This is a genomic window from Humibacter sp. RRB41 (assembly GCF_022761015.1).
Lineage (GTDB): Bacteria > Actinomycetota > Actinomycetes > Actinomycetales > Microbacteriaceae > Humibacter.
The window spans coordinates 427,249-443,995 of record NZ_JAKWJQ010000001.1 but is presented as its reverse complement, the minus strand read 5'-3'; the positions used below and the strand labels follow the sequence as shown (position 1 = coordinate 443,995).

The following is a 16,747-nucleotide window of genomic DNA, read 5'->3' as shown; positions in this document are numbered from 1 at the left end:
CTGGCGGGTGACCGGAAGGGGGTTATTGAGTATCGAGAATGGGTCGCATCAGGACCCTGCCGACGGCGCGCCCAGAGGAGTGGGTTGCATCCGGCAGGAGCGACGGCAAGGACGACCGTGCGGGTCTACTGCTGCGGTCCCGGCCCTGCGAGGCTGCCCGTGATCGGCTGGCCGGACGAGCGGTTCACAAAGCAGTAGTACGACCGCTGGCCGCCCTTCCACTGCTTGTCCGTGACCGGGTACGTGCCCTGGATCTGCGCGTCGGTGAACTGTCCAGCGGCATCCAGGTTCAGGATGCCCGGCCGCGAGCACAGCACGTTGATCTGCGACGCGAGCTGGGCGGCCCCCGGGAACGCGGCCTTCGGGTCGGTCGAGAACGCGCCGGTATAGACCATCTGCGCCGCGTGCGGAGACGCGCAGTCGACGACGGTGAACGTGTCGGCCCACGGGGTGGAGAACGGCTGCAGGCACTCGCCGCCGCGCAGTTCGTTCCAGCCGTGCTTTCCGGGCGCGACCGGGCCTGTTGCGGCGACCGTCGCGGTCGGGGTCGGGGTGGGAGTCGGCGTGGCGGTCGTCGCGGAAGGAGTCGGTGTCGGCGTCGAGACCGGATGCGACACCGAACGTCCCACGACGAACATCGCGATGATCAGCAGCACCAGCAGCAGGGCGGCCGCGACGATCAGCATGATGCGCTGGGCGCGCGGCGACGGTCCACCCTCGTCGGTGTCTGCCGGACCGGAGCCACCCGCACCCGAACCGGAGCCGGCGGATGCCTGCGACGCACCCTCGCTGACACCCGAGCGACGGCCGCCGGCGCGGCGCCGAAAGACGGTGCCCGCTGAGGCGCCAGTGACAGCGGCACCGCCGGCGGCACCCGCAGCCTTGTCGCCCGCGGCGGCGGATGCGGGGACTGCTGAGGCGCCTGCGGCCGCTTCAGCGGCATCCACTGTGTCGTCGGGAAGGTCGAACGCCGCCGCCTCGCTGACCGACGCGCCGGGGACCGCCGACGCGGCCGACAGGGCCGCGAACGCCGCGAAGATGTCGGTCTGAGGCGTCTCGACGTGACGAGGTGCCGTCTCGTCGGCATCAGGGATGCCGCTCTCGGTCGGCTGCGCACCGTCGGCTGATTGTGCATCGGCTGCCTGCGCACTCCCAGCAGCGAACGGAAGCACGGGCTCGTCCTGCTGGAGGCTGCTCGGGGACTCCGGAGCGGCGGTGACATCCGCGACGGGAGCGGGCTTGGATGTCGGCTCGTCGGCGAAGAGATTGCCGAAGAGGGACCACGACGTCGTCTCGGCCGCCGGTGCGGGCGGCTCGACGGGAGGCTCCGCGGCGGGAGCCGCGGGCGCTGCGCCTGGGAACGCGGACGTGGGAGCATCCGTCTCGGGTTCCGGGATGTGAGGTGTCTCCCACGGAAACCTGAAGTCCGACGATCCCGATTCGCCGGCCGGCCGTGGCGGTTCGAAGGTCGGCGGTTCGACGTCGATCGGCTCGGGCAATGTCGGATCCGCTGGCTGCAGCCACGGCAGAGAAACCGTGCCGGGAGCCTGCGGCGGCGTGTACGGCGACGGCTCCACTGGCGGCGCATCAACTGGCGTGGGCTCAACAGGCGGCGGCACAACAGGCATTGGCTGAACGGCCGGCTGTGACTCGGGCGCTGATGCCGCCTGGGGACTCGCAGCGGGTTCGGGCGTCGATGCCGGTTCGGGAGCGGGTGCCGGTTCGGGAGCCGGCTCCTCGTAGACCGGGGCAACATAGGGCGCCAGCCGAACGCTCGGCGGCACGAGGCCGCGCGATTTCGGCACGTCGGCCGGAGGTTCAGGCTCCTGGCCGGAGTCCGCGTCCTGATCGCCGTGGACAAGCGGATCGGGCTCATCGTTCGGCGTCAGCCCCCAGAAGAACGACCCTCCGGTTTCGCTGGGGATCGACGTCGACGGTCCGCGCGGCTCGGGCTCAGGCCGAGGCCGCACGGGCATGTTCAGCTCGGGGATGTCGTACGCGGGCGTCGCAGGACGCGGGGACACGGCGGGCGGGGCAGGCGCCGGCTCAGCGGCATCCGGCGGAAGTACCGGCTCGGGAGCCGCGGGAACCTGCGGGGCGACCGGAGGTGCAGCGGGGGCAGGTGGAACCGGAGGTGCGGGCGGTACAGGCGGGACCGGAGGGACCGCGGGCCCCCTGGCATCCGTACGCCCGCCACGGCGACGTCGCCGCTCGGTCTCCGACCTCTCGGATGCGTCGGATTCCTCGGCCGAGTCGTCGCCGAGACCGCCGAACAACGATGCGAAATCGTCGTCGGACTCGTCGGACCCGTCGCGTCCGTTGCCGAACCCCACTGCCACTACGACAGGCCCAGATCGTCCAGTCCGATGGCGGCGTAGTAGGGGTGGCCGGCCTCTTCGATGACCTCGCGCGCTCCGGTGTTGCGGTCGACGACGACGGCCACTCCCACGATCTCGGCTCCGACCTTCTTCAGCGCCTCAATTGCCTGCAGCGGTGAGCCGCCGGTGGTCGAAGTGTCCTCGAGCACGATCACCCGCTTGCCCGCCAGGTCAGGACCCTCCACCTGCCTGCCACGGCCGTGGTCCTTCGGCTCCTTGCGCACGACGAACGCGTCATACGCCAGCCCGCGTGCAGCACCCTGGTGCAGCACCGCCGCCGCGATCGGGTCGGCGCCCATGGTCATGCCGCCGACGGCATCCACGTTCGGAATGTCCGCGATCAGGTCGATCATGACCTGCCCGATGAGCGGCGCCACCCGGTGGTCAAGACTCACCTTGCGCAGGTCGACGTAGAAGGATGCCTTCTTGCCGCTGGTCAAAGTGAAGTCACCGTGGAAGACGGCGTCGGCCTTGATGTAGTCGATGAGCTGTTGGCGCGTGTCGGTCACGGTGATAAGGATATGCGGGGTCGGCTGAGGATCCGCAGGCGAGGCTTTTGCAGACGAGGCCCCGACCTGCGCGCCCGCTAGCCTGGTGCGATGCGCCATCGCATCGCATCCGTTGCCGCCGGGCTGCTCACGCTGATCGCCTTGGGCGCTATCGGGGCTGCGCCAGCGGCCGCGGCGCAGGCACCCGTGCTGACATCCGCCTCGGCGCACCCCGCGGTCAGCGCCTACTCGGACGACCCCGTCTCCACACTCACCGTCGACCGTTTCGACGCCGTCTTCGACCTGCATCGCGACGCGAACAAGCAGTCGTCGATGACGGTGACCGAGACGATCGCCGTACGGTTCCCCGACAGCGACGCGAACCACGGCATCGAGCGAGCGATCCCGACGTACAACGACGACATCCCGCTCGATGTGCACGTCACGAGCATCACGGATGCCGGCGGCGCCGCTCAGCCCTATTCCGTCGTCGACAGCGACGATTCGAGCTACGGCTCCGACATGCACGTGCTGCGCATCGGCGACAAGAACACCTACGTGCACGGCGCGAAGACCTACGTGCTGCACTACACGCTGAAGAACGTCGTTCGCCACTTCGCCGACTCGAACGACGCCGAGCTGTACTGGGATGTCAACGGGACCGGATGGTCCTCGCCGATCGGCGAGACATCCGTACGCCTGCGCCTGCACGATGGCATCGCGACCGGGCTGAACGGCCAGCTCGCGTGCTACCCGTCGGCATCGGAGACGGATGCCGCGCCGCAGCCGTGCACGATCACTCGCGACGGCGACACCATCACCTCGACCGTCGCGCAGCTCGCCGAATACAAATCGCTGACGGTCGCGATCGGCTTCACGAACAGCGCCTTCGCCGAGCCTCCGCACGCGAGCCAGGAATGGCAGTGGACGGTCATCCCCTGGCTCTTCTTCATCCCACTGCTCGGAGTGCTCGCGTGGGTCATCTCTCTGCGCACCGGTCCGTACCGGGATGCCAAGGGTCGCGGCATCATCATCGCCGAATACGACGCTCCCAAGGGCGTGTGGCCGATGCTCGCCGCCGACTTCCTGCGCAGGGGCAGCACGGCGTTCTCCGCCGAGCTCGTCGGACTCGCTGTGAAGGGGTACATCACCCTCTCGGAGACCACGGATGCCCCGGCCAGCTCCCGCTATTACGTGACGTTACAGAACGCGGACTGGTCGGCTCTCGACGAATCCGAGATCTCGCTGCTCGGCGTGCTCTTCCCGTCGGCCGAGGTCGGCAACCACCGGGTGCTCGACCAGACCGATCGCACACTGGGCGACGCGCTCGCCGCGCACCGGGCATCCGCTCCGAAACGGGTCACCGACCTCGGTCTACGTGAACGCCCGAAGAAGGCGGGCGCCGGTTGGATGCGCCTGCTCACGTTCCTGCTGATCGTCGCGCCGATCGTGCACCTCGTCTTCGCAGGGATCAACAAGGCCGGCGTCTGGTGGGTGGCCGTGCCGGACATCGCTGCCGCGATCTTCGCGATCGTGCTCATGGCACTTTCGGCGCCCCGGTTGCGCATCACCGACAAGGGCGCGGAGGTGCGGGACCACCTCGCGGGCCTGAAGGAGTACATCGAGCTCGCCGAGGCCGACCGCTTGAAGTTCCTGCAATCGCCGAAGACGGCCGAGCGCATCAACGTGCAGGACACGAGCGCCGTCATCAAGCTGTACGAGAAGGTGCTGCCGTACGCGATGGTGCTCGGAGTCTCAGAGCAGTGGGTGAAGGTGCTGCAGGATCGCTACGCGACGACCGGGCAGTCCTCACCGGACTGGTACAGCGGGCCGGCGCCGTTCCTGGGCCTCGCCTACCTGTCGACCGCGATGTCCAGCTCGAGCTTCGCCACGACTCCCGCCTCGACGAGCGGCAGCTCGAGCTCGTTCGGCGGCTCAGGCGGGGGCGGCTTCTCCGGCGGCGGAGGTGGAGGTGGTGGCGGCGGGGGCTGGTAGGCCGCCGCGTCAGTACATCATGCGAGGGTCTGCGTAGTACTTGAACTCCAGCAGGTTGCCCGACGGGTCCTTCAGCATGAACGACTCGTGCTCCTCGACACGGCCCTCGAAGCGGTGGAAGGGCTCGACGAAGAACTCCAGCTCGCGGGTGCGTGCAAGCGCGACGAGCCGACGCCAGTCATCCGCTTCACGGAACGTGACGCCGAAGTGCCTCGGGTACATGCTCGGGTCGAGGTCATAGTTCTCCGAGAGGTGGCAGACCACCTGGTCGCCGAAGAAGTCGAGCGTGATGCGGTCGTCGTAGCGCCTCGCGAGCTTGCAGCCCAGGCCCTTCACGTAGAAGTCGTATGCCTCGTCGAGGTCGCGGGCCGGGATGGCGAGGTGGAAAGCGTCGCGGGGCTCACGCATTGGTGTCTTCTCCTTGCAGTTCGGTGGTGTGCGGTTCGTCGGCAGAGCCGAAGTCGGGGTCGATGGCGGCATCCAGCGCGAGCAGCGTGTCGCTGCGCAGGCCGAGACGCAGGGTTTCCAACGGCACGAGGTCGGAGTGGGCGATGTTGCCGACGTTCACGTCGGAGCCGACCCGTTTGATGAAGTAGGTCTGAAGCTCCTTGGTCGGCGTCTCGAACATGAGACGGTTCACGTCGATGCCGGACTCGAGAATCTCCTCGATGAGTCCGAAGCGCAGCTCGCCGTTCGCCCTGGCGATGCCGCTCTTGCCGCTCTCGCGCGCCTCGGTGATGACGGTGTCGGCGCCTGCGGCCAGGTCTTCGTTGATGTAGCGCACCCAGAGCTCGGGCCGCATCGTCTCAGAACGCTCCGACTCCTTGTAACCGACCTCGCTGTAGATCTTGTATTCACCCGCGACCCGGGCGATGTAATCGGCCTTGCGCTCGTTCGACAGCGCGATCGTGCCGTTCGAGATCTCGACGGTTCGCGCGCCGAAGCCGTCCACGAACGCCCGCCACTCATCGAACTGATCCTGTGACACGTACTTCTCGAAGAGGGTGCCTCCGAAGTAGAAGTCGACGTCGTTTGCCAGCACCGCGTCGATCTTGTGCTGCAGCTGCGCTGTGACGAGCGCTGTGCCCCAGCCGAACTTCACCACGTCGACGAGGCCGCTGTGACTCTCGATGATGTCGATGAACTGAGCGGTCGGAATACCGCCGTCGATCATCATGGTTCGTCCGCGCGAACGCGGCTTGGACTGCCTGCCGGGCAGTGTGAGCGATGTCCTGTGCACTTTCGGATCCTCCCCGCGCCCCGCGGAGCGCGTCAAAGGCCCACTCTTCTCGGTCGGCCCGACAGTTTCCTAGGCGGAGTCTATGCCCCTGCCATGCATGTCGATCAGGCCGATCAGGCCGTGAGCACGGCCGGTAGCTCGAGCAGCGAGTCGACGACGGCGAGGCATCCGCTCTCTGCATCGGCGTCGTGCTCGATGAAGCCCCACGGCCCACGACGGATGCGCACGGTCGCCAGCCCGGCCGCCTGCGGTGCGAGCACGTCGTTGCCTATCTGATCGCCGACGTACACCGTGCGCTCCGGCCGCGCTCCCGCTTCACCGGCGGCACGAACGAAGAACTCGGCAGACGGCTTCGCCACACCCCAATCGGTCGACGAGGCGATGAACGCCGCCCCGAGGTCGAGCGCCCGCAGTCGGTCGCTCGTGAGCGCCGGTTGGTTGCCCGCGATCCCGACCACGATTCCGGATGCCTCGAGCTCGGCCAGCGCCTCCCTCACGTCGGAATAGAGGTCGGCCTCCTCGATGCCCACGTCGAGTCCGGCAGCACGGCGAGCCTCGAGCAGTTCCGCATACGGCGTACCGAGCGCGAAGGACTCGATCACCTGCGCGACCTTGCTGCCACGCGCGATCATGGCGCCGAACACGGCAGAGAACGTGTGCGCGGGCACCCCGAAGAAGCGCGCCCACGCGGCGTATTCACGCGTGCGGTCGAGCACCGTCTCGCCGATGTCGAGGATGACGGCGTCGGCGAGACGAGTAGAGGCATCCTGAATCGGGCGCATGGTTCGATCCTCGCACTCGATGGGCACGCAGCCGTTCGGGTCGAAGTCGCCCAGCGTTCTCTGTTTGAACATCTGCGGTTCATCGCACTTCGACTTGATATTCACTCACTGTCGACAACTTCAGGCTCATGACCTCAAGACCCCTCTCGCGCAAACGCACCCGAATCGTCGTGGCCCTCGGCGCCACCGTCGCGTTGGTCGGCACCGGCGCCATCGCAGCACAAGCAGTGGGTTTCACTTCCGCGCCGTCGCATGACTTCGCGGTGTCTGCGGACTCCTATTCCGGCCACGGCGTCGTCACCGGCAACGTTCTGCAGAACGACCACGGGGCCACCGCGGTCGTTCGCAGCACGAACCCCGCCAACGGCACCGTCGCGATCAACGCCGACGGCACGTTCACCTACACGCCGAAACCCGGCTTCTCGGGCACCGACTCCTTCACCTACACGGCGTCCGACGCAGTTCAGCTGTTCAAGGATGCGACGGCGAAGGGCAAGGCCTTGCCCCCACTGGGCGCGGTCGCCGGCCCGAACGGTACGACCACCTCGATCTCGGGCGAGGGATACGGTTCGTCGCTGGCGCCCGTCCCCGGCAGGGCGGGCTGGTTCTACGGCGTCACCGATCGTGGGCCCAACGCCGACGACCCGCTCGGCAACAAGTCGGAGCCGCTGCCGAACTTCACACCTCAGATCGGCGAGTTCAAACTCGTGAGCGGCAAAGCCGAACTCCAGAAGACGATCACGCTCAAGGGGCCGAAGAACGTCAAGGGACCCGCCGGCAAACTCGGACAGGCGTACAGCGGTCGACCACCCGCACCCGACACCTCGGAGACGATCGATAGCGTCGCCGACAGTCACGGCACGGTGGGAGTGCCGGTGGCGAGCGACCCGGACGGATACGACTCCGAGGGTCTCGTGGCTCTGCCGGACGGCACCTTCTGGGTGTCGGACGAGTACGGGCCGTACATCACGCATTTCGATGCGAATGGGTTCGAGATCGGCCGGCTGACACCCGACAAGAACAGCCCGAACAACAAGTTCCACAAGATCGTCGGGTACCTGCCGGCCGTTCTGGCCGACCGGCTGACCAACAAGGGCATGGAAGGACTGACGATCACGCCGGATGGCTCGACGCTCGTAGGCGCCATGCAGTCTGCTCTGCAGGTTCCCGATCTGGGCAGCACCAAGGCCGGCAAGGTTGCCGCGACGCGCATCATCACGATCAATCTCCACACGTTCCAGACGAAGCAGTACCTCTACCTGCTGGACGATCCGGCAACCACCGGTGACGCCAACAGCGAGATCACTGCCCTGTCGAACACCAAGTTCCTGGTCGACGAGCGCGACGGAAACTTCGAGCCGTTCGCCCAGAAGACGCTCTACGAGGTCGACATCAACGGCGCGACAGATGTCAGCAACCTGACGATCGACGGCAAGTCTCCCGAAGCGTTCGTCGGGACCGACGGCACCAACGCCGCCCTCGCGGCCCTCACCACGGCCGGCGTCCACGTCGCGCAGAAGCAGCCGTACCTGCAGGTGGGAACACTGCTCAGCCAACTCGACCCGAGCGGCGCGCTCTTCGGGCACGACAAGGTCGAAGGTGTCGCGACTGCAGACGGTGGCAAGACCCTCTACCTGTCCAACGATGACGACTTCGGCATCGACTACATCGGCGACAACGGCGACGCGAGCCCGTTGCCGGATGCCGACGGCACCTGGGGCGTGCACCAGAAGGTGCTGCCAGCGACCGGCAAAGAGGACAACGGCGAGATCCTGAAGGTCGACATCACCAAGTTGCCGGCCGTGCTCAAGACCGTCACGGTCACCGTGCACGTTCGCTGACGCCGGATCGCCCGGCGGGAGCGGGGGCTCGGCTACCTGGGTAGCCGAGCCCCCGCTCCCGTTCAACACCAGCCATTTTCACCGTGATCGCTGTCGGTGGCAGCCGCTAGATTGGCGGAATGCGTGTGGCCACCTGGAACGTCAATTCGATTCGTGCCCGTGTGGGCCGCACCGTGGATTGGCTCGTGCGTGAAGACGTTGACGTGCTCGCCATGCAGGAGATCAAGTGCAAGCCCGAACAGTTCCCGCGTGAGGCGTTCGAGGAGGCCGGATACGAGCTGGCGATCCACGGGCTGAACCAGTGGAATGGCGTCGCGTTCGCGTCGCGCGTTCCCCTCGACGACGTCGTGACCTCGTTCGACGGCATGCCAGGGTTCGCCAAGGGGCAGGAGGGCGCCGACCTTCCGCTCGAGGCACGTGCCATGGGTGTCACGGTCGCCGGCCTGCGGCTCTGGAGCCTCTACGTGCCGAACGGACGCGGTCTCGACGACCCGCACTACGCCTACAAGCTCGATTGGCTCGCGACCCTCGCGGCGGATGCCCGCGCCTGGCTCGCCGACAACCCCGACCAGCCACTCGCGCTGATGGGCGACTGGAACATCGCGCCGACGGATGCCGACGTTGGGGACCCAAGCCTCGTCCCCGGCTTGTCCACGCACATCTCGCCGCCGGAGCGCGAAGCGTTCGCCGAATTCGAGACCGTCGGACTGACCGACGTCGTGCGGCACTATCAGCCCGAGGGCTACACGTACTGGGACTACAAGCAGTTGCGGTTCCCGCGCAACGAAGGTCTGCGCATCGACTTCATCATGGGGTCGCAGCCGTTTGCCGACCTCGTCACGCACGCGAGCATCCACCGCAACGAGCGCAAGGGCGACGCCCCCAGCGATCACGTGCCCGTGCTGGTCGACCTCGACCTGTCGCTGAACGGCGCGAACGAGGACGAAGACCGCCCGATGATCTTCGGCTGAGGCATGTCGCCGGTCGAGTAACGCGCGACGCAGCCGCTCGCGTATCGAGACCGTCGCACGGAGGATCTCGATACACGTCACCCTTCGAGAGACCCGGCGGATGCCGACCTCGCAGACGTTCGCCGAACGATGACGGCGGGCGTCAACGCGGTCATGCGCGCGTATGCGGCGCGTTCATGATGGGACGTCGTACGGTGATCGTCGCCCTACGCGATCACGCGAACAGCCAGGCGATGACAAGCAACGCCGGAACCGCCGCGATGCTCGTGATCAGCACGGTGTCGCGAGCGAGCGCCGTTCCCTGTTGATAGCGACTGGCGTAGTTGAAGACGTTCTGAGCCGTCGGCAACGCGGCGAGCGCGACCACCGAGAACAACGCATGCCCGTGCATGCCGAGCAGCAGGCCCAGTAGGAAGGCGACCACGGGCATCACCACGACTTTGCCGACGGATGCCGCGATGATCGGCGCCCGTTCGTGCGCCGCCCGAAGTGGTCGCGCTCCGCGCAACGAGATGCCGAACGCGAGCAGCACCATCGGCACAGCGGCACCCCCGAGGAGTTCCAGGGGCTGCAACACGATCTCGGGCACGCGCCATCCGGCAAAATCGATCACGACGGCGATGAGAGACGCGAGGATGATCGGATTGCGCACCGGCTGGAGCAGCATCGCACGCGCCGACGATCGTCCGTGCGAGGCGATTTCGAGAATGGCGAGCGCGACCGGGGCGAAGACGATCAGCTGGATGAGCAGCAATGGCGCGACGAGCGCCGCACTCCCGAGCACGTACACCGCGACCGGTAGCCCGATGTTGTTGGCATTGGCGTAGCCGGCGCCGAGTGCGCCGATGGTCGTCTCGGCGATCGACCGCGGAAAGAACAGTCTGCTGACCACGATGAACGTCAGTCCTGCGACGACGGATGCCACCCCAGCGACGAGCAAGTTCGTCGAGAACACGTCGCGCAGGTCCGCCTTCACCAACACGGTGAACAGAAGGGCGGGGCTCGCGACGAAGAAGGCGACACGGTTGAGCACGAACCCGGCGGATGGACCGCCGATGCCGAACCGCGCCATGACATAGCCGACGGCGATGACGAAGGCGATGATGCCGAACCCGATCAGCACCCCCGTCACACCACAAGCCTAGGGACCGCTACGTCCTGGTCGTGACCGCGGGGGCATCGTAGGCTCGGGGCATGCCTCACCTGAGCGTGCCGGGAGCTGAGCTGTACTACGAGGCGGATGGCCGGGCATCCGCTCCGTGCGTTCTGCTGATCCACGCGGGGATCGCGTCGCTGCGCATGTGGGATCCGCTCGTGCCCGTGCTCGCCGCCGACCACTACGTCGTGCGCTTCGACACCCGAGGATTCGGGCGGACGACCACGGAGGACGTGAAGTTCAGCGACCGCGACGACGCTCGCGACGTGCTGGATCATCTCGGCGTGACGCGGGCATCCGTCGTCGGGGCGTCGCGTGGCGGTCGCATCGCCATCGACCTCGCACTCGAGTCGCCGGACCGCGTCGCCGGACTCGTGACGATCGGGTCGAATCCGGGTGGATTCCCCGACACGGAGCTGACCGACGAAGAGGATGCCGGATTCGACGCTCTCGACGACGCCTACGAGGACGAGGATTGGCCGCACCTCACCGAACTCGAGACGGCACTGTGGGTGATCGCACCGACCCGCTCGGCGGCGGACCTCGACCCGGAGTTCGTGGCGACCGCGTACGCACTGAACCGTCCGAACGCGACACACCGCTCTGAGGCGCCGGTCTCGATTCCGCTCGAGCCGCCCGCGTACGAGCGCATCTCGGAACTGGCCGTGCCGCTGTTGGCCACGGTCGGTGAGTACGACCTGTCGTTCGAGCTCGCGGCCCAGGCCTTCCTGGTCGACGCGGTGCCCGGCGCCGATGGATACATCTTCAGCGACACGGCGCACCTGCCGAGCGTGGAGCATCCGCAGGAGTTCAACGAGGTGCTCACCGCCTGGCTGGCCCGCAACGGCCTGTAGATGACCTCGCAGGTCGAGTAGCGCCGCGAAGCGACGCGTATCGAGACCCGGGCGATTGAACTCGACCAACGAGGACGCGTCAGCGGCGGCCTGTGAAGTCGTCCATCGAGGAGTAGACGCCGAAGATCGGGCCGGCGATGGCATCCCACGCCTTGATCGGCAGCATGCCCTTCAGCGCCCTCGCGAGCGCGACCGACCTCGGGAGCATGAGCAGCGGACGGCCGGCGAGCATGGCATCCCACACGCGGTCCACCACATAGTCCGGCCGCATGATCGGCGTCAGCAGCGGGCCGCGCGCACCCGCGAACATGCCCGTGTCGATGTAGCTCGGCGCGACGGTCGTGACCTTGACGTTGCCGTGATCCTCACGCTCGAGCTCGAGCCGCAGCGAGTCGCTCCAGCCGATCACGGCCCACTTCGACGCCGCGTACACGCTCATGCGCGGATTCGAGAGCAGCCCGGCGGCGGACGCGACGTTCACGATGCGCTTGGCGCGGTAGGCATCCGCGATCATCGCAGGCAAGAACTCGCGTGCCACGTACATCGGCGCGAGCGCGTTGACCTGCATGATGCGGCGGGTGTCGTCTCCGTTGTCGTGCTCCCAGAACAGCGCGCCGCGCACGATGCCGGCATTGTTGATCAGGATGTCCGGATCGCCGGCATCCTTGCGCACCCGGTGCGCGGTCTGCGCGATGGCGCCGAGCTCACTCAGGTCGACCGCATAGTCGTGCACGGCGGTGCCGGGCTCCGCGATGGTGCGCAGCGCCGCAGCGAGGGTGCGGAGGGATGCCTTGTCGACGTCCCAGAGGACCACGGACTTCGCCCCCTCCAGCACCGCACGTTCCGCATAGAGCCGGCCCATGCCGCTGGCCGCTCCCGTGATCAGGATGCGGGCGCCTCGTACCGTTCGTGCCATGCCTCCATTCTCGCGGGTCCCACCGCTCGAGTCCCTCCCCGGTCGAGCAGCACCGCGAAGCGGCGCTCCGGGCGGGCTATTCGACCAGCGGGGTCAGCGCGCCGAACAGGTCGTTGAGCGCTTCTGTCATCGACGGATGCGTGTAGATCCCGTCTCGAAGCTGCTGCGCCGTGGCGCCGAATCGCATCGCGACCGCGACGGTGTTGATGGTCTCGTGGGAGTCGTACGAGAGCATCGTGACGCCGAGGATCTCGCCCGTTGAGGCGTCCGTCACCGCCTTCATGACACCGCGCGTGTCGCCGACGATGCGGGCGCGCGGCACCGTGGCCATCGCCCCGACCTCGCGCACGGCCATGCGCAGCCGCCTGCCGGTAGTGCGTGCCTCGCGCTCGGTGAGTCCGACTCTGGCGAGCGGCGGCGTGGTGAACACCACGTGCGGTACGGCGACGCGGTCGGCCGTCGAACGAGTGCCTTCCCCGGTGAACTGGTCGAGCACGATGCGGTAGTCGTCGAGCGAGACATAGGTGTACTGCGGACCGCCGTTGACATCGCCGACGGCGAAGACGTGCGGCATGCTCGTGCGCAGATGCTCGTCGACGACGACCGCACCTCGGGCATCCGTCTCGATGCCGACCCGGTCGAGCCCGAGGCCGTCGGTCATCGGGCGGCGGCCGAGCGCGGCGAGCACGATGTCGCCCTCCACCGATTCGACCGTTCCGTCTGGGCGGGTGTATTCGACGGATGCCCCGGCATCCGTCTCGCTCACCCCGCTCACCGCTGCGTCGGTGATGACGCGCACTCCGCTCTCGGCGAGCAGCGCCGCCACGCGGTCCGAGATGTCCTCGTCTTCGGCGGGCAACAGGTGGTCCCGCCGCTGCAGCAGGGTGACCTGAGCGCCGAAGGATGCCTGCATCGACGCGAACTCGACCCCCACGTATCCGCCGCCCAGCACGATCAGCCGGTCGGGACGCGTCGGCAACGAGAGAAGTCCGGTGCTCGTGACCACGCATGCGCAGTCGCGCAATCCGGGGATGTCCGGTATCACCGGAACCGCTCCGGTGTTGATCACGATCGTGTCGGCGCGCACCAGGAGGCGGTCGTCTCCCGCCGTCACCAGCAGCGTGTGCTGGTCGACGAACGCGGCGCGACCCGTGATGACGGTTGCGGTGTCCGCAGTGTCGAGCATGGCGAAGTTCTTGCCGCGCAGCAGCGTGGTCAGTTCGCTCGTCGCCCCGACCGCGGCGGCCCACCGCGCGCTGCCGTCGACGACGTCGCCGAGTGACTCGGGATGCTCACCGCGATACACCAGCGCCTTGGTCGGCACGCAGCCGATGTTGATGCACGTGCCGCCGTACATCTGCGCCGACTGCTCGATCATCGCGATACGCTTCCCGGCCTTTGCGAGCGCTGCGGCGAGGGTCTTTCCGCCCTTGCCGAATCCGATCACGGCGAGGTCGACGTCGAGCGTCGGTTCTGAGTCTGCGGATGTCATGGGTCAAGTGTCGCGCGATGCGGCCGCCACTTCGCCTCTCAGTAGGCTCGTACCCATGTCCGAGCCCGAACGCCGCCCCGACTTCGAGACCCGTCAGATCCACGCTGGGAGCACCGTCGATTCCGACGTGCACGCCCGCATCACGCCGATCTACCAGACCGCCGGATACCTGTTCGAGAGCTTCGACGACGGCGAGGATCTCTTCGCCGGGCGCAGCACCAGGCGCGCCTACTCCCGCAACGACAACCCGACGAACGCCATCGCGGCCAGGCGTCTCGCCGACCTCGAGGGCGGTGTCGACGGCGTCGTCGTCGCGAGCGGGCAGGCCGCCATCGCCGCCGCGCTGTTCGGGCTCGCGCAGGCGGGCGATCACATCCTGGTGACGCAGTCGCTCTACGAGGGCACTCGCGAGATGTTCCGCGGCTCGCTGAAGCGACAGGGCCTCGACGTCGAATACGTGGCGGATGCTGCGACCGACGAGGAGTGGGCATCCCACTTCCGCCCCACCACGAGGGCCGTCTACACCGAGACGTTGCCCAACCCGTTGAACCAGGTGAGCGATATCGAACGTCTCGCTCGCCTCGCGCACGACGGAGGTGTTCCGCTGGTCGTCGACAACACGGTGCCGACGCCGTTTCTGGAGCGTCCGATCGAGCACGGCGCCGACATCGTCATCCATTCCACGTCGAAGTGGCTCGCCGGGCATGGCGCAGTGATCGGCGGCGCGATCGTCGACGGCGGAACGTTCGACTGGGCCGCGAACGCCGACCGTTTTCCCCAGCTGACCGAGTCGTCACGCGAGGGCGTGCCGTCGTACGTGGAACGCTTCGGGAACGCGGCATACGGCGCGTACCTGCGTGCGGTCATCCTGCTCGAGTACGGTCCGACGGTTCCTCCGACGAGCACCTTCCTGCTGCTGGCGGGCATCGAGACGCTGTCGCTGCGCATGGAGCGGCACGTGACCAATGCCCAGCAGGTGGCGGAGTGGCTCGAGGGGAGGCCGGAGGTGGGGCGCGTGCTGTACCCGGGACTGACATCCAGCGACTACCACGAATTGGCGCAGAAGTACCTGCCGCTCGGCGCCGGATCGGTCGTGACGATCGACCTGGCGGGTGGTCGACCGGCGGCGCGGCGCTTCATCGACGCGCTCCGGCTCGTCTCGCCGATGACTCACATCGGCGATGTGCGCACGCTGGCCATCCACCTCGGATCGACGATCCACGGCAAGCTCACCGAGCCGGAGCGGCTGGATGCCGGTATCACGCCCGGACTCATCCGCCTGTCGATCGGGCTGGAGAGCGCCCGCGACATCATCGCCGACCTAGAGCGGGCCCTCGACGCCGCGGCGACGTCCGAGACCACGTGAACCGCAGCCACCTGCGATGACTCGAACCGCAGCCGCTTTGGGCATTCGCAGCCTCTACTCGAGCGGCGGGCGGGCGTCAAGCACCACGGCGACGCGACGCACGGCCTCCACGATCGTGGACGGCTCGCACGCGACGTTGACGCGCACGAAGCCCGCGCCCCCGGTGCCGAATGTCGGACCAGAATTGAAGGCGACGCGGCCTTCCTCGCGGAGGACTTCGGCGGGGTCGTCTCCGAGCCCGGCATCGCGCAGGTCGAGCCAGACGAGGTAGCCGGCATCCGGCACCACGACCCGCACCCGCGGCGCGTGCTCGGCGAGTTCGGACCGCAGAATGTCGATGTTCGCGACGATCTGGCGAACGGTGGCATCCCGCCACTCGGTGCTCTGCAGAGCGGCGAGGCCGGCGTGAAGCCCTAGCAGGCTGGTGCGCGCGGCGGCCTCCTCGGGAAGGCGGGTCAGGACGGCGGCCATGCGATCGTCGGCGGCGACGATCCAGGCGCACTTGAGGGCTGCGAGGTTCCAGGCCTTGCTGGCGCTGGTCACCGTCGCGCTGCGCGCGCCGGCAGCCTCAGCGAGCGGCGCGAACGGCGTGAAGACGACGCCGGGGTGGGCGAGCGGCGCGTGCACCTCGTCGCTGAGCACGGCGACGTCGTAACGTGCTGCGAGCTCGGCCAGCGCCTCGAGGGTCTGCCTGGAATGACATCGGCCGGTCGGGTTCTGCGGGTTGCAGAGCAGCATCGCCTCAGCGCCATCAGCAAACGCGCGCTCGATGCCCTGCAGATCGAGCGTCCATCCGGATGCCTCGACAAGCGGCACCTCGACCGCACGTCCGTGCACCTCGCCGATCATCTCGAAGAACGGGGCATAGACAGGCGGCGTCACCACCACGCGGGCGCCGGCCGGCGGAACGATCAGCCGGAGCGCCTCGACCAGGCCGACAGTGACATCCGTCGCCAGGTGAACGCGCTCGGGATCCACTCGCCAACCCCACTCGCGGGCCGCGAAGTCCGCGAAGACCGGAGCCAGATCGCCAGGGCCGTCCAGGTAACCGGTGTCACCGGAACGCAGTGCGTTCGAGACGGCGTCCACGATCGACGGAGCGAGTTCGAAGTCCATCTCGGCGACGAACAGCGGGAGCACGTCGGGGGCGTACCGGCGCCACTTGATGCTCGTGCGCTCCGAGCGCAGCACCGGCAGTGGGCGCTGTGCGACAGAGGAGACGGGCATCTGGCGATGGTATCCGCAGGGCGGATCGTCGGCACGGCCGG

General features: G+C 67.8%; 14 protein-coding genes. 5 read left to right on the top strand and 9 right to left on the bottom strand.

The features are described 5' to 3' along the window. Positions 1–125: 125 nt before the first annotated feature. Positions 126–2,333, bottom strand: a complete 2,208-nt coding sequence (locus tag MJ603_RS18705) for a septum formation family protein (RefSeq protein ID WP_243062025.1) — start codon at positions 2,331–2,333, stop codon at positions 126–128. A 5-nt stretch (positions 2,334–2,338) separates the two neighbouring features. After that, entirely contained in the window at positions 2,339–2,893 is a 555-nt protein-coding gene (gene pyrE / locus MJ603_RS02190; protein WP_374230835.1) for an orotate phosphoribosyltransferase, read from the bottom strand. Positions 2,894–2,977: 84 nt separating this feature from the next. Here pyrE and MJ603_RS02185 point away from each other — a divergent pair, with 84 nt between their 5' ends. Further along, positions 2,978–4,861: a DUF2207 domain-containing protein gene (locus tag MJ603_RS02185; RefSeq protein ID WP_243062023.1), complete on the top strand. Its 1,884-nt coding sequence runs from the start codon at positions 2,978–2,980 to the stop codon at positions 4,859–4,861. Positions 4,862–4,870: 9 nt separating this feature from the next. Here the strand turns inward: MJ603_RS02185 and MJ603_RS02180 are convergent, their stop codons facing one another. The 3 genes from MJ603_RS02180 to MJ603_RS02170 form a co-directional block, all read right to left on the bottom strand. Next, positions 4,871–5,269 (bottom strand): VOC family protein, encoded by a 399-nt coding sequence (locus MJ603_RS02180; protein WP_243062022.1) that lies wholly within the window; start codon positions 5,267–5,269, stop codon positions 4,871–4,873. Beyond that, the gene (locus tag MJ603_RS02175; protein WP_243062021.1) at positions 5,262–6,101 is read right to left on the bottom strand and encodes a phosphosulfolactate synthase; all 840 of its coding nucleotides are present in this window, start codon (positions 6,099–6,101) and stop codon (positions 5,262–5,264) included. Before MJ603_RS02175 ends, MJ603_RS02180 begins: the two co-directional genes overlap by 8 nt. 113 nt (positions 6,102–6,214) lie before the next feature. Next, positions 6,215–6,955: an HAD family hydrolase gene (locus MJ603_RS02170; protein WP_243062020.1), complete on the bottom strand. Its 741-nt coding sequence runs from the start codon at positions 6,953–6,955 to the stop codon at positions 6,215–6,217. Positions 6,956–7,011: 56 nt separating this feature from the next. Here MJ603_RS02170 and MJ603_RS02165 point away from each other — a divergent pair, with 56 nt between their 5' ends. Then, positions 7,012–8,724, top strand: a complete 1,713-nt coding sequence (locus tag MJ603_RS02165) for an esterase-like activity of phytase family protein (protein WP_243062019.1) — start codon at positions 7,012–7,014, stop codon at positions 8,722–8,724. A gap of 119 nt (positions 8,725–8,843) precedes the next feature. Further along, the gene (locus MJ603_RS02160) at positions 8,844–9,695 is read left to right on the top strand and encodes an exodeoxyribonuclease III (protein ID WP_243062018.1); all 852 of its coding nucleotides are present in this window, start codon (positions 8,844–8,846) and stop codon (positions 9,693–9,695) included. A gap of 214 nt (positions 9,696–9,909) precedes the next feature. Here the strand turns inward: MJ603_RS02160 and MJ603_RS02155 are convergent, their stop codons facing one another. Further along, positions 9,910–10,827 carry an AEC family transporter gene (locus MJ603_RS02155; RefSeq protein ID WP_243062017.1) on the bottom strand — a complete coding sequence of 306 codons (918 nt, stop codon included), beginning with the start codon at positions 10,825–10,827 and terminating at the stop codon, positions 9,910–9,912. Positions 10,828–10,889: 62 nt separating this feature from the next. Here MJ603_RS02155 and MJ603_RS02150 point away from each other — a divergent pair, with 62 nt between their 5' ends. Further along, a complete protein-coding gene (locus tag MJ603_RS02150; protein ID WP_243062016.1) occupies positions 10,890–11,705 on the top strand; it encodes an alpha/beta fold hydrolase in 816 nt (271 codons plus the stop codon). A 79-nt stretch (positions 11,706–11,784) separates the two neighbouring features. On the opposite strand, the gene MJ603_RS02145 is transcribed toward MJ603_RS02150, so the two are convergent. Together MJ603_RS02145 and MJ603_RS02140 are read right to left on the bottom strand one after the other, a co-directional pair. Next, positions 11,785–12,621 (bottom strand): SDR family oxidoreductase, encoded by an 837-nt coding sequence (locus MJ603_RS02145; protein ID WP_243062015.1) that lies wholly within the window; start codon positions 12,619–12,621, stop codon positions 11,785–11,787. A gap of 76 nt (positions 12,622–12,697) precedes the next feature. Beyond that, positions 12,698–14,113: an FAD-dependent oxidoreductase gene (locus MJ603_RS02140; RefSeq protein WP_243062014.1), complete on the bottom strand. Its 1,416-nt coding sequence runs from the start codon at positions 14,111–14,113 to the stop codon at positions 12,698–12,700. A gap of 55 nt (positions 14,114–14,168) precedes the next feature. Here MJ603_RS02140 and MJ603_RS02135 point away from each other — a divergent pair, with 55 nt between their 5' ends. Further along, a complete protein-coding gene (locus MJ603_RS02135) occupies positions 14,169–15,479 on the top strand; it encodes an O-acetylhomoserine aminocarboxypropyltransferase/cysteine synthase family protein (protein ID WP_243062013.1) in 1,311 nt (436 codons plus the stop codon). 54 nt (positions 15,480–15,533) lie between these two features. Here the strand turns inward: MJ603_RS02135 and MJ603_RS02130 are convergent, their stop codons facing one another. Beyond that, positions 15,534–16,706, bottom strand: coding sequence for a MalY/PatB family protein (locus tag MJ603_RS02130; protein ID WP_243062012.1), 1,173 nt, complete (start codon positions 16,704–16,706; stop codon positions 15,534–15,536). Positions 16,707–16,747 lie beyond the last annotated feature (41 nt).